This window comes from Streptomyces sp. NPDC006551 (genome assembly GCF_040611675.1).
Lineage (GTDB): Bacteria > Actinomycetota > Actinomycetes > Streptomycetales > Streptomycetaceae > Streptomyces.
Genome location: NZ_JBEXOT010000035.1, coordinates 1 through 13,462, shown reverse-complemented (window position 1 = coordinate 13,462; position 13,462 = coordinate 1). Strand labels below are relative to the sequence as shown.

At 70.6% G+C, this 13,462-nt stretch carries 9 protein-coding genes; 6 read left to right on the top strand and 3 right to left on the bottom strand.

What is annotated here, in order from left to right; all coding sequences use genetic code 11:
- Positions 1 to 41: 41 nt before the first annotated feature.
- The 5 genes from ABZY12_RS25720 (at position 42) to ABZY12_RS25700 (ending at position 7,238) form a co-directional block, all read left to right on the top strand.
- Positions 42 to 962, top strand: a complete 921-nt coding sequence (locus ABZY12_RS25720; RefSeq protein ID WP_356894229.1) for an MHYT domain-containing protein — start codon at positions 42 to 44, stop codon at positions 960 to 962.
- Between the two features lie 74 nt (positions 963 to 1,036).
- Entirely contained in the window at positions 1,037 to 3,190 is a 2,154-nt protein-coding gene (gene uvrB / locus ABZY12_RS25715) for an excinuclease ABC subunit UvrB (RefSeq protein WP_356894227.1), read from the top strand.
- 152 nt (positions 3,191 to 3,342) lie between these two features.
- Positions 3,343 to 3,921 carry a TerD family protein gene (locus ABZY12_RS25710; protein ID WP_356894225.1) on the top strand — a complete coding sequence of 193 codons (579 nt, stop codon included), beginning with the start codon at positions 3,343 to 3,345 and terminating at the stop codon, positions 3,919 to 3,921.
- A gap of 126 nt (positions 3,922 to 4,047) precedes the next feature.
- Complete coding sequence (locus ABZY12_RS25705; protein ID WP_356894223.1) at positions 4,048 to 5,994, top strand: TerD family protein; 1,947 nt, start codon at positions 4,048 to 4,050, stop codon at positions 5,992 to 5,994.
- 230 nt (positions 5,995 to 6,224) lie between these two features.
- On the top strand, positions 6,225 to 7,238 hold the full coding sequence (locus tag ABZY12_RS25700; protein ID WP_356894221.1) for a TerC/Alx family metal homeostasis membrane protein: 1,014 nt from the start codon (positions 6,225 to 6,227) through the stop codon (positions 7,236 to 7,238).
- 118 nt (positions 7,239 to 7,356) lie between these two features.
- Here the strand turns inward: ABZY12_RS25700 and ABZY12_RS25695 are convergent, their stop codons facing one another.
- The 3 genes from ABZY12_RS25695 to ABZY12_RS25685 all read right to left on the bottom strand — a co-directional run bounded on the left by ABZY12_RS25695 (position 7,357) and on the right by ABZY12_RS25685 (position 10,165).
- Complete coding sequence (locus ABZY12_RS25695; RefSeq protein ID WP_356894331.1) at positions 7,357 to 8,637, bottom strand: MFS transporter; 1,281 nt, start codon at positions 8,635 to 8,637, stop codon at positions 7,357 to 7,359.
- A 146-nt stretch (positions 8,638 to 8,783) separates the two neighbouring features.
- Positions 8,784 to 9,440 carry an MBL fold metallo-hydrolase gene (locus ABZY12_RS25690; protein ID WP_356894219.1) on the bottom strand — a complete coding sequence of 219 codons (657 nt, stop codon included), beginning with the start codon at positions 9,438 to 9,440 and terminating at the stop codon, positions 8,784 to 8,786.
- Between the two features lie 35 nt (positions 9,441 to 9,475).
- Complete coding sequence (locus ABZY12_RS25685; protein ID WP_356894217.1) at positions 9,476 to 10,165, bottom strand: maleylpyruvate isomerase family mycothiol-dependent enzyme; 690 nt, start codon at positions 10,163 to 10,165, stop codon at positions 9,476 to 9,478.
- Between the two features lie 198 nt (positions 10,166 to 10,363).
- Between ABZY12_RS25685 and uvrA the strand changes: the two genes are divergently transcribed.
- Complete coding sequence (gene uvrA, locus ABZY12_RS25680) at positions 10,364 to 13,357, top strand: excinuclease ABC subunit UvrA (protein WP_356894215.1); 2,994 nt, start codon at positions 10,364 to 10,366, stop codon at positions 13,355 to 13,357.
- The last annotated feature ends 105 nt before the right edge of the window (positions 13,358 to 13,462 follow it).

Sequence of the window (13,462 nt, the reverse complement as noted above, 5' to 3'; positions counted from 1 at the left end):
TTTTCGGACGACGTTGCGCCACGGGTGGAGGACACACGCTCATGCAGGGCACGGTCGACGGATTCAGTTACGGCCTCGTCACCCCGGTGGCCGCCTATCTCATGGCCTGCCTCGGCGGCGCCCTGGGCCTGCGCTGCACCACCAGATCGCTCCGCAACCGGGACACCTTCAAGGCCGGCTGGCTGGCGCTGGGAGCCACCTCGATCGGCACCGGCATCTGGACGATGCACTTCATCGCCATGATGGGCTTCTCCGTCCGCCAGGCCCCCATCAGCTACGACAAACCCCTCACCTTCGCCAGCCTGGGCGTCGCCGTCCTGATGGTCGGCATCGGCATCTTCATCGTCGGCTACCGCGGCGCCACCCCCCTCACCCTGGTCACCGGCGGCACGATCACCGGCCTCGGCATCGCCACGATGCACTACCTCGGCATGGCCGGAATGCGGCTCCAGGGGCGCATCGAGTACGACACCCTCACCGTCGCGCTCTCCGTCGTCATCGCGGTCGTGGCCGCCACCGCCGCCCTCTGGGCCGCCGTCTCGGTGCACGGATTTCTGGCCAGCCTCGGCGCCAGCATGGTGATGGGCCTCGCCGTGAGTGGTATGCACTACACCGCCATGGCGGCGGTCCACGTCCACCTCCACGACACGGTCACCCTCGGCGGCGGCGGCGTCGCCGACCCCGCCACCTCGCTGCTGTTGCCGATGCTGATCGGTCCCGCCGTATTCCTCCTCCTGGCGGCGGTCGTCGTCATGTTCGACCCCCTGCTCGTCATGGGCGAACCCGACTGGCAGCGGCCCGCCGCCCAGCGCGGACACCGGCCCGGCGTGCCCGCGCCGCGCCGCTCCGCCGCCTACGGCGAGCCCGCCAACTGGTCGTCCCGGCCGCCCTCCGGCCGGCAGGCACGCCGGGGAGCCCGCCGCGGCGCCCACCGGGGCGCTCACCACTCACGGGACTGGTGAGCGGAAGACCCCCGCGGCCGGACCTCCGGACCGTTCACCACCCGACTGTCAGTGGGGGGTCGTACGGTGGTTGCATGCGGCCCGTTTCCCAGATCGAACGTACGGTGGCGCCCTTCGAGGTCGTCAGCCCCTACCAGCCCAGCGGCGACCAGCCCACGGCCATCGCCGACCTCGAGCGGCGCGTCCGCGCCGGCGAGAAGGACGTCGTCCTGCTCGGTGCCACCGGCACCGGAAAGTCGGCGACCACCGCGTGGATGATCGAGAAGCTGCAGCGCCCCACGCTCGTGATGGCGCCCAACAAGACCCTCGCCGCCCAGCTGGCGAACGAGTTCCGCGAGCTTCTGCCGAACAACGCCGTCGAGTACTTCGTCTCGTACTACGACTACTACCAGCCCGAGGCGTACGTCCCGCAGTCGGACACCTACATCGAGAAGGACTCCTCGATCAACGAGGAGGTCGAGCGGCTGCGCCACTCCGCGACGAACTCGCTGCTCACCCGCCGCGACGTCGTCGTGGTCGCCTCCGTCTCCTGCATCTACGGCCTCGGAACGCCCCAGGAGTACGTGGACCGCATGGTCCCCCTCAAGGTCGGCGAGGAGATCGACCGCGACCAGCTGCTGCGCCGCTTCGTCGACATCCAGTACACCCGCAACGACCTCGCGTTCACCCGGGGCACCTTCCGGGTCCGCGGCGACACCATCGAGATCTTCCCGGTCTATGAGGAGCTCGCCGTCCGCATCGAGATGTTCGGCGACGAGATCGAGGCGCTCTCCACGCTCCACCCGCTCACCGGCGAGATCATCAGCGAGGACCGCGAGCTGTACGTCTTCCCCGCCAGCCACTATGTGGCCGGCCCCGAGCGCATGGAGAAGGCGATCAACGGCATCGAGCGCGAGCTCGAGAGCCGCCTCGCCGAACTCGACAAGCAGGGCAAGATGCTGGAGTCCCAGCGCCTGCGCATGCGCACCACGTACGACATCGAGATGATGCGCCAGATCGGCTCCTGCTCCGGCATCGAGAACTACTCGATGCACTTCGACGACCGCGAGCCCGGCTCCGCGCCCAACACGCTCCTCGACTACTTCCCCGAGGACTTCCTGCTCGTCATCGACGAGTCGCACGTCACCGTCCCGCAGATCGGCGCGATGTACGAAGGCGACGCCTCCCGCAAGCGGACCCTCGTCGACCACGGGTTCCGGCTGCCCTCCGCGCTCGACAACCGCCCGCTGAAGTGGGAGGAGTTCCAGCAGCGGATCGGCCAGACGGTCTATCTCTCCGCCACCCCCGGCACGTACGAGCTGTCCCGCTCGGACGGCTTCGTCGAGCAGATCATCCGCCCCACCGGCCTGGTGGACCCCCAGGTCGTGGTCAAGCCCACCGAGGGTCAGATCGACGACCTGGTCCACGAGATCCGGCTGCGCACGGAGAGGGACGAGCGCGTGCTCGTCACCACCCTCACCAAGAAGATGGCCGAGGACCTCACCGACTACTTCCTCGAACTCGGCATCCAGGTCCGCTATCTGCACAGCGACGTCGACACCCTGCGCCGTATCGAGCTGCTGCGCGAACTGCGGTCCGGCGAGTACGACGTCCTGGTCGGCATCAACCTGCTCCGTGAGGGCCTCGACCTGCCCGAGGTGTCGCTCGTCGCCATCCTCGACGCCGACAAGCAGGGCTTCCTGCGCTCCGGCACCTCGCTGATCCAGACCATCGGCCGCGCGGCGCGCAACGTCTCGGGCCAGGTCCACATGTACGCGGACAGGATCACGCCGGCGATGGAGAAGGCCATCGACGAGACCAACCGGCGCCGCGAGAAGCAGATCGCCTACAACACGGCCAACGGCATCGACCCGCAGCCGCTCCGCAAGAAGATCAACGACATCGTCGCCACCATCGCGCGCGAGGAGATCGACACGGAGCAGCTGCTCGGCACCGGCTACCGCCAGGGCAAGGACGGCAAGGGGGCCAAGGCCCCCGTACCCTCCCTGGCCGCCCACGGCACCCCGGGCAAGTCCAAGGGCAAGGCCGGCAAGGCGGGCGCGGCGGGTTCCACGGTTCAGCTCGGCGACCGGCCGGCCACCGAACTGGCCGCGATCATCGAGGAGATGACCGACCGGATGCGCGCCGCGGCGGCGGAGCTGCAGTTCGAGGTGGCCGCCCGGCTCCGGGACGAAGTGGGAGAGCTGAAGAAGGAGTTGCGCCAGATGAAGGAGGCGGGACTCGCCTGACGGCACGCGGGGCCGGACGCGATCCGGTGTGTTGCAAGACCGACACAAAACCGGACCGCGTCTGCTGCGCTGTCAGTGCCCCTGCGTAGGGTGCTGGTCAACCGCACGCACAGCAGGACGGCCGCGGGGACAGCGACGAGAGGGGACAGCGCGTGACGGTCAACATGACCAAGGGACAGGCCATCAGCCTGGAGAAGCAGGGTGGAGGGTCCCTTGCCTCGGTACGGATGGGGCTCGGCTGGCAGGCGGCGCCGCGCCGCGGACTGTTCGGCTCGCGCACCCGAGAGGTCGACCTGGACGCCTCCGCGGTGCTCTTCGCCGACAAGCAGCCGGTGGACGTGGTCTTCTTCCGTCATCTGGTCAGCGACGACGGCTCGGTCCGCCACACCGGAGACAACCTGGTCGGCGGCGCCGGTCAGGGCGGCGACGACGAGTCGATCCTGGTCGACCTCGAGCGCGTCCCCGTCCACATCGACCAGATCGTCTTCACGGTGAACTCCTTCACCGGCCAGACGTTCCAGGAGGTGCAGAACGCCTTCTGCCGGATCGTCGACGAGACCAACGGCCAGGAGCTCGCCCGCTACACCCTGGACGGCGGTGGCCAGTACACCGCGCAGATCATGGCGAAGGTGCACCGCGCCGGTTCCGGCTGGCAGATGACGGCCCTGGGCAACCCGGCCAACGGCCGTACGTTCCAGGACCTCATGCCCGCGATCCTGCCGCATCTGTAAGCGGCACCGCAGGCGTACCCACAGCTCCCGGAGGCAGCAGGCCGCCGGGAGCTGTCCCACATGATCCGCACCGATGAACGCTTCCGAGCCACATGTGCGACGCACACTTCCGAGGGGACAGAGTCGATGACGGCCGAGCTGGTCCGGGGGCAGAACCACCCCCTGCCCCACACCCGACTGGAGATCCGGGTGTCGGCCGGCCATCCGGTCGTCGTCGGAGCCACTCTCGGTGACGAACAGGGAAGGGTGGCCGCCGTCGACGGGATCGCCCATCCCGGCTCGCCCTCGCTGCCGGGGGTCGAGGTCTCGCAGCAGGCGGCGGCCGACCATCGGCTCGCCGTCGACCTCGGAGCCGTCCCGGCCTCCGTGCACCGGGTCTCCGTTCTGCTCGCCCTGCCCGTCGTCGGCGGCGGCCCGGCCCGCTTCGGCGCCGTCGCGGCACCCTTCGTCGCCGTCACCGGCCTCGACGGCACCGAGATCGCCAGCTACACGATCACCGGCCTCGACCGGGAGTCCGCCGTCGTCGCCCTCGAGCTGTACCGCCGCCAGGGCGCCTGGAAGGTCCGCGCCATGGGCCAGGGGTACGAAGGCGGTCTCGCGGCCATGCTCGGCGACCACGGCGCGGAGCGGCCCGCCGAGCTCGCCGCCTCCATCCTGGACGCCGTGGCCCGGGGCTTGGCTCGCTCCGTCTCCGCTCCGCCCCCGCGACTCCCCGACGCCGAGCGGGTGCGCCAGTCGTCGCCGGTGACGGCCTCGGAGGCGGCCCCGACCCTGCCGGCGACGCCCCCTACGGCCCCCTCGCCGGGCCCGCCCGGCCCGTCCGGTGCGACCACCGCCTCCACCGCCTCCACCGCCTCCGCCGCGTCCGGCCCGGGCGGTCCCATCAGTTACGCCCACCCGCGCCGGCCTGCCGCCGCCCCCGAGGCCCGGCCCGCTCCGCCCGTTCCCGTCGCCGGGGACGCCGCCGGCTGGTCCATGGACGAGCGGCTCTACAACCAGGTGTGGGGCATGTTCGAGGACCTGGCCCGCGCCACCGCCGCCTACCGCAGTGCCTGCGACTTCGCCGAGTCCCGCCTGGACCAGGAGCTCGACCGCGCCCTGTCCGATCCGCGGAGCCGGATCGGCGGCGCCGGGGACGCCGCGCGCGAGGCGGCCCGCGCCAAGCACGACGAGCTCACCGCCCGCGCCCAGGAGGCTCTGGACCGGGACCTCGCCCAGCTGGCCGCCGAGTCCGAGGTCGTCGAACCGGCGCTGCCCGCCGCCTTCGCCCGCTGGGACAACCCCGTCTGGCACGCCTACCGCGTTCCGATGGAGGTCCCGCTGGCCGTCCGCCTCGGCGACCTGCATCTGCCCGAGCGCACCGACCTGCGCATCCCCATGCTGGTCAGGCTCCCGCTGGAGCGGGGACTGTGGGTGGACAGCGGGCGCGGCCGCTCGGAGGCCGCGGGCCTCCTCGACGGGGCCGAGCTGCGCCGCCTCGCCATGGACGCCGCCGTCGCCCACGCCGCCCGGCTGCTCGCCGTGTACCCCTCCGGCGAGTTCGCCGTCCATGTCGTCGACCCGGCGGGCTCCGGTGCCGCTTCCCTCGCGCCGCTCGTCGAGGCGGGCGTCCTCGCCGGACCGCCGGCCGCCGGACCCGCCGGGGTCAGCGCCGTACTCGCGCGGCTCACCGAGCGGGTCGACCTGCTCCAGATGGCGCTCAGGGCCGATGCCGCCGACGCGCTCCCGCCCGGCATGGACACCGCCGAGCAGCTGCTGATCGTCCACGACTTCCCGCACGGCTTCGACGACCGGGCGGTCACCCGGCTCCGCTATCTCGCGGACGAGGGCCCGGCGGTCGGCGTCCATCTGCTGATGGTCGCCGACCGCGAGGACGCCTCAGCCTACGGCCCGGTGCTCGACCCGTTGTGGCGTTCGCTGCTGCGGCTCACCCCCGTGGCCGACGACCACCTCGCCGACCCCTGGGTCGGCCATGCCTGGACGTACGAGCCGCCCCAGCTCCCGCCCGGGAGCCAGGTGCTCCGCCATGTCCTGACGCAGGTCGCCGACGCCCGCCGCCAGTGGGGCCGCTGACCTCCCTGTTTGAGTCTTCTTTACCCTGCGCTTTACCTTTTCTTGGTTCTTCGGGTAATCTTCTCGGTGCGGAGGGGAGTACTCCCCATGTGCGGCGTTCCCGTCAATACGGACAGACCGTGAGCGGTCTGATCCCGGGGCGTCGGCCCGGTCGTCCCCCAGGGACTCGGGTGGAAGAGACCTCCGGCAGCGACGACGCTGATCAGTAGCCGTACGACGCCGGAGGCGCAGTGGACGTTTCAATGACCCTGTGGGTGCTGACCATTCTCGGTCTGACCGCACTCATCGCTATCGACTTCTTCATCGGGCGCAAGCCCCACGACGTGTCGATCAAGGAAGCCGGAACCTGGACGGTCGTCTGGATCGTCCTCGCCGTGCTCTTCGGCCTGGGACTGCTGTTCTTCGGCAACAGCCAGGCGTCCGGCGAGTTCTTCGCCGGCTTCATCACCGAGAAGTCGCTCAGTGTCGACAACCTCTTCGTCTTCGTCCTGATCATGGCGAAGTTCTCGGTGCCCTCGCACCTCCAGCAGCGCGTGCTGCTCATCGGTGTGCTGATCGCCCTCGTCCTGCGCGCGATCTTCATCGCCGCCGGCGCCGCGATCATCGCCAGCTTTTCCTGGGTGTTCTACATCTTCGGCGCGTTCCTGATCTACACCGCCTGGAAGCTCATCCAGGAGGCACGCTCCGACGACGAGGAGGACGAGTTCGAGGAGAACCGTCTCCTCAAGTCCATCGAGAAGAAGTTCGGCGTCGCCGACAAGTACCACGGCACGAAGCTCTTCCTGAAGGTGAACGGCAAGCGGGTGCTGACCCCGCTGATGGTCGTGATGCTCGCCATCGGCACCACGGACGTGCTCTTCGCCCTCGACTCGATCCCGGCGATCTTCGGCCTGACCCAGGACCCGTACATCGTCTTCACCGCCAACGCCTTCGCCCTGATGGGTCTGCGGCAGCTGTACTTCCTGATCGGCGGCCTGCTGAAGAAGCTGGTCCACCTCAGTTACGGCCTGTCGGTGATCCTCGGCTTCATCGGCGTGAAACTGGTGCTGCACGCACTGCACGAGTCCGGGGTGCACGTCCCCGAGATCTCCATCCCGTTCTCGCTCGCCGTCATCTGCGGCGTCCTGATCGTCACGACGATCACGAGCCTGATCGCCTCCAAGAAGCAGGCGGAGCGCGAGGCCGCGGAGTCCACGAAGTCCGTGGAGTCCGGCGAGACCGAGAAGGACAGCATCGGGGCCTGACCGCCCCGTTCGAACCCAGCGCACCACGGCCGGTGCGGGCGGCACACCACCGCCCGCGCCGGCCGCGGCGCGTTCCGGGACCCGCAGCGGCCCATGCCCTGATCCGCCGGACAGGCCCCTAGACCCGCGCTCCCTCCGGAGTCCCGGTCCCTGCCGGAAGCGTCTCCGGAAGCAGCGCGAAGCACGCCAGGCTCACCAGCGCCACCACCGTCAGATAGGCCGCCACGCCCCACGGCGCCCCCGTGCCGCCGGCCGAGACGGCCGTCGCGACGATCGGCGTCAGCGCCCCGCCGAGCACGCCGGCGAGGTTGTAGCCGACCGCCGCGCCCGTGCACCGCACCCGAGGCTCGTACAGCTCCGGAAGGTACGCGGCGACCACCGCGAACATCGTGATGAACGCCAGCAGGGCGCCCGTGAACCCGAGGAACATCAGCACCGGCCGGGCGGTGTGCAGCAGCCCCACCATGGGGAACATCCAGACCGCGGAGGCGGCGCAGCCCGCCAGGCACAGCGGCCGGCGGCCGTAACGGTCGCCGAGAAGCGCGACGAACGGCGTCACGACACCGCTGATCGCCACCGCCCCCATGACGCAGACCAGCATCACGGTGCGGTCGATCCCGAGCCGCTCGGTGCCGTAGGCGAGGGCCCACGTGGAGACGGTGTAGAAGACGGCGTACCCGACCGCGAGCGCACCCGCGGTCAGCAGCACCAGACGCCAGTGGCCGCGCGCCACCTCGGCCAGGGGCGCGTTCGCCCGCCGGCCCGACGCTGCCAGCTCCTGGAACTGAGGGGTCTCCGCCAGCGAGGAGCGCAGCAGCAGCCCGCCCGCGGCGAGCAGCCCGGCCGCCCAGAACGGCACCCGCCAGCCCCACTCCCGGAACTGCGCGTCGGTCAGCCCGGCGGAGAGCGCCAGCATCACGCCGTTGGCCAGCAGAAAGCCCACCGGCGGGCCGATCTGCGGAAAGCTCGCCCACAGCGCGCGCCGCCGCTCCGGCGCGTGCTCGGCCGTCAGCAGCACCGCCCCGCCCCACTCGCCGCCCAGACCGAGCCCCTGCAGGAAGCGCAGGACGAGCAGGAGGGCGGGAGCGGTGATACCGAGGGTCGCGTACGTGGGGACACAGCCGACCGCGACCGTGGCGCAACCGGTCAGCACGAGCGACGCGAACATGACCGGGCGCCGCCCGTAGCGGTCGCCGATGTGGCCGAAGAGCGCGGAGCCGAGCGGTCGGGCGACGAAGCCCACCGCGAAGGTGCCGAAGGCGGCCAGGGTCCCGGCGACGGGGGAGAAGGTCGGGAAGAAGAGCGGGCCGAGGACGAGCGCGGCGGCCGTTCCGTAGACGAAGAAGTCGAAGAACTCGATGGCCGTGCCGACGAGCGAGGCGGCGGCGAGCCGCGCCATGGACGGGGCGGACGGCGGTCGTGGAGGGGGTGGGGAGTGGCTGTCGTACATGCCGCGCCAACTACGCGGCGTGCGAGTGGGTTACGGGTGTGCGGAAGCGCGTGGCGCGATGCCGCGCGCTTCATCCCGGCGGCGCCGGACGGCCGCTACCAGCCGCGCTCGCGCCACTCGGCGAGGTGCGGCCGCTCGTCGCCGAGGGTGGTGTCCTTGCCGTGGCCGGGGTAGACCCAGGTCTCGTCCGGCAGTACGGCGAAGAGCTTGGTCTCCACGTCGTGGAGGAGGCTGGCGAAGGCCTCCGGGTCCTTCCAGGTGTTGCCCACGCCGCCCGGGAAGAGACAGTCGCCGGTGAAGACGTGCGGGTGGCCGTGCGGGTCGTCGTAGACCAGGGCGATCGAGCCGGGGGTGTGCCCGACCAGGTGGCGAGCGGTCAGCTCGACCCGGCCGACCCGGATCGTGTCGCCGTCCTCGACCCGTACGTCGGTCGGGACCGGGATCCCCTCGGCGTCGTACGCCCCGGCGTACGTCCGGGCGCCGGTGGCGGCGACCACCTCGGCCAGCGCCTGCCAGTGGTCGCCGTGCTGGTGGGTGGTGACGACGGAGGCGATGCCGTCGTCACCGATCAGCGTCAGCAGCGTCTCGGTGTCGTTGGCCGCGTCGATCAGCAGCTGCTCGCCGGTCGCCCGGCAGCGCAGCAGATAGGCGTTGTTGTCCATCGGGCCGACCGCGACCTTGGAGATCATCAGGTCCGACAGCTCGTGCACGTCCGCCGGTCCGCCGACCTTCACCGCTCCGCTGTACGTCATGGGCCCAGACTATCGCCGGGCACCGACAGCGGGGGTCACAACGGCGGGAGCTGCGGAAGCGGGCCGCCCTCGGCCTTCAGGGCGGAGCCGTCGCGGCGGCCGGCGAGCCAGCCGAGCACCTCGGGCGCGGGGCCGGACACCGTCACCGGGCCGCCCTCCGCGCCGCCGCCCGTCGTCCACACCTGACCGCCCTCGGACCGGATGCCGGTCGAGGGCACGTCCTTGTGGCCCGTGAACCGCTCCGCCAGGAAGTCGATCTCCCGCAGGACGAACTCCTCGGGCAGGTCCTCCAGCTCGTAGCCGACCCCGAGGTCGACGTGGTGCAGCGCGACCTCCACCCAGCGGCGGAAGGGGACCCGCGCCGCACGGTCGGTGACACCGTTGCGGAGCTCCACGATCCGGTCCCAGTCGGCGGGCTCGCGCCCCACGGCGTCGAAGCGCTCGGCGGTCGCCCGGACGTCGTCGAGCTGGACGTCGAGGGGCCGGACGGCGTCGCGCTCGATGTCGGCGTCGCGCGCCTCGGCGGAGGCGTACATGGGCCGGCCCTGGAGAACGTTCACCAGGGCGTCGGCGTTGCGGGCGAGGTGGGCCAGCAGATGGCCGCGGCTCCAGCCCGGGAGCCGTGACGGCTGGGCCACCGTCGCGTTGTCCCATGAGGCGGCCGCGTCGAGCAGCCGGTCGGTCGCTTCACGTACAGAGGCCAGGTCACGCACAGGGTCGATCATGGCGCCGACCCTAGCGCCGCCACTCGTTCGGGTGAAGCGGTCAGGGAGAGGCCGAAAATCGAATGTGCGTGCTATAGGCTCAGTGGAAGCATCCGGCATCCTTGGTTGTTGGACATTCAGACACATCCAGACGCATCCAGGCATATCTGCGACCCGCACTCCTGTGCCTCCGCTCTCTCAAGAAAGGTGCGGACCGGCGTGGCCGACCGTCTCATCGTTCGTGGCGCTCGCGAGCACAACCTCAAAAACGTCTCGCTCGACCTCCCGCGTGACTCCCTCATCGTCTTCACCGGGCTCTCCGGGTCGGGCAAGTCCTCCCTCGCGTTCGACACGATCTTCGCCGAGGGCCAGCGCCGGTACGTCGAGTCGCTCTCGTCGTACGCCCGGCAGTTCCTCGGCCAGATGGACAAGCCGGACGTCGACTTCATCGAGGGTCTCTCGCCCGCCGTCTCCATCGACCAGAAGTCGACCTCGCGCAACCCGCGCTCGACGGTCGGCACCATCACGGAGGTCTACGACTACCTCCGCCTGCTCTTCGCGCGGATCGGCAAGCCGCACTGTCCCGAGTGCCGTCGGCCGATCTCCCGGCAGTCGCCGCAGGCCATCGTCGACAAGGTCCTCGAGCTGCCCGAGGGCAGCCGCTTCCAGGTCCTCTCCCCGCTCGTGCGCGAGCGCAAGGGAGAGTTCGTCGACCTCTTCGCCGACCTCCAGACCAAGGGCTACAGCCGGGCGCGGGTCGACGGCGTGACCGTGCAGCTGAGCGAGCCGCCGACGCTGAAGAAGCAGGAGAAGCACACGATCGAGGTGGTCGTCGACCGCCTCACCGTCAAGGAAGGCGCCAAGCGCCGGCTCACCGACTCCGTCGAGACCGCGCTCGGGCTCTCCGGCGGCATGGTCGTGCTCGACTTCGTCGACCTCGCCGAGGACGACCCCGAGCGCGAGCGGATGTACTCGGAGCACCTGTACTGCCCGTACGACGACCTGTCCTTCGAGGAGCTGGAGCCGCGCTCCTTCTCCTTCAACTCGCCCTTCGGCGCCTGCCCGGACTGCACCGGCATCGGCACCCGCATGGAGGTCGACCCCGAGCTGATCGTCCCGGACGAGGACCGGTCCCTCGACGAGGGCGCCATCCACCCCTGGTCGCACGGCCACACCAAGGAGTACTTCGGCCGGCTCATCGGCGGCCTCGCCCAGGCGCTGGGCTTCCGCACGGACATCCCGTACGCCGGGCTGCCCGCGCGCGCCAAGAAGGCCCTGATGTACGGCCACAAGACCCAGGTCGAGGTCCGCTACCGCAACCGGTACGGACGGGAGCGGGCGTACACCACCCCGGCCTTCGAGGGCGCCGTCTCCTTCGTCAAGCGGCGCCACAGCGAGGCCGAGAGCGACTCCAGCCGTGAGCGCTTCGAGGGCTACATGCGCGAGGTGCCCTGCCCCACCTGCGAGGGCACCCGCCTCAAGCCGATCGTCCTCGCGGTCACGGTCATGGAGCGGTCCATCGCCGAGGTCTCCTCGATGTCGATCAGCGAGTGCGCCGAGTTCCTCGGCCGCCTCACGCTGAACGCCCGCGACAAGAAGATCGCCGAGCGGGTCCTGAAGGAGGTCAACGAGCGGCTGCGGTTCCTCGTCGACGTCGGCCTCGACTACCTCTCCCTCAACCGCGCGGCCGGCACGCTCTCCGGCGGCGAGGCCCAGCGCATCCGGCTGGCCACGCAGATCGGCTCCGGCCTGGTCGGTGTCCTGTACGTCCTGGACGAGCCGTCCATCGGGCTGCACCAGCGCGACAACCACCGGCTGATCGAGACCCTGGTCCGGCTGCGGGACATGGGCAACACGCTCATCGTCGTCGAGCACGACGAGGACACCATCAAGGTCGCCGACTGGGTCGTCGACATCGGCCCCGGCGCCGGTGAGCACGGCGGCAAGGTCGTCCACTCCGGACCCCTCGCCGAGCTGCTCACCAACAAGGAGTCGATGACCGGGCAGTACCTCTCGGGCCGCAGGGCCATCGGGATGCCGGACATGCGCCGCCCCGTGGACCCCTCGCGCCGCCTCACGGTGCACGGCGCCCGCGAGAACAACCTGCGGGACATCGACGTCTCCTTCCCGCTGGGCGTTCTCACCGCCGTCACCGGAGTCTCCGGCTCCGGCAAGTCGACCCTGGTCAACGACATCCTCTACACCCACCTGGCGCGCGAGCTGAACGGCGCCAAGTCGGTGCCGGGGCGGCACACGCGCGTGGACGGCGACGATCTCGTCGACAAGGTCGTGCACGTCGACCAGTCGCCGATCGGCCGCACCCCGCGCTCCAACCCCGCGACGTACACCGGCGTCTTCGACCACGTCCGCAAGCTCTTCGCCGAGACGATGGAGGCGAAGGTCCGCGGCTATCTGCCGGGCCGGTTCTCCTTCAACGTCAAGGGCGGTCGCTGCGAGAACTGCTCCGGCGACGGCACGATCAAGATCGAGATGAACTTCCTCCCGGACGTCTACGTCCCGTGCGAGGTCTGCCACGGCGCCCGGTACAACCGGGAGACCCTGGAGGTCCACTACAAGGGCAAGTCCATCGCCGAGGTCCTGGACATGCCGATCGAGGAGGCCCTGGACTTCTTCGAGGCCGTCCCGACGATCGCCCGTCATCTGCGCACGCTCAACGAGGTCGGGCTCGGATACGTCCGCCTCGGCCAGTCCGCGCCGACGCTCTCGGGCGGTGAGGCGCAGCGCGTCAAGCTCGCCTCCGAGCTGCAGAAGCGCTCGACGGGCCGCACGGTCTACGTCCTGGACGAGCCGACGACGGGTCTGCACTTCGAGGACATCTCGAAGCTGATCAAGGTCCTGTCCAATCTGGTCGACAAGGGCAACTCCGTGATCGTCATCGAGCACAACCTCGATGTCATCAAGACCGCGGACTGGGTCGTCGACATGGGCCCGGAGGGCGGCAGCGGCGGCGGTCTGGTGATCGCCGAGGGCACGCCGGAGGAGGTCGCGTCGGTCCCGGCGAGCCACACCGGCAAGTTCCTCCGCGAGATCCTCGGCGCGGACCGGATCAGCGACGCGACCGTTCCGGCGGCGCGCGGCGCGTCCAAGGCCGTGAAGAAGGCGCCGGCGAAGAAGACGACGGTCAAGGCGCCGGCCCAGAAGACGGCCGCCCCGGCGAAGAAGGCCGCGGCCGCCCGTTCCCGCAAGGCGTGACACCGGTGGCGGGGGGGGCCGGGGCCCCCCCCCCCCCCCCCCCCCCCCCCCCCCCCCGGGGGGGGGGGGGGGGGGTGAGAGTGGGGAAAAGAAAGAGTTTGTTTA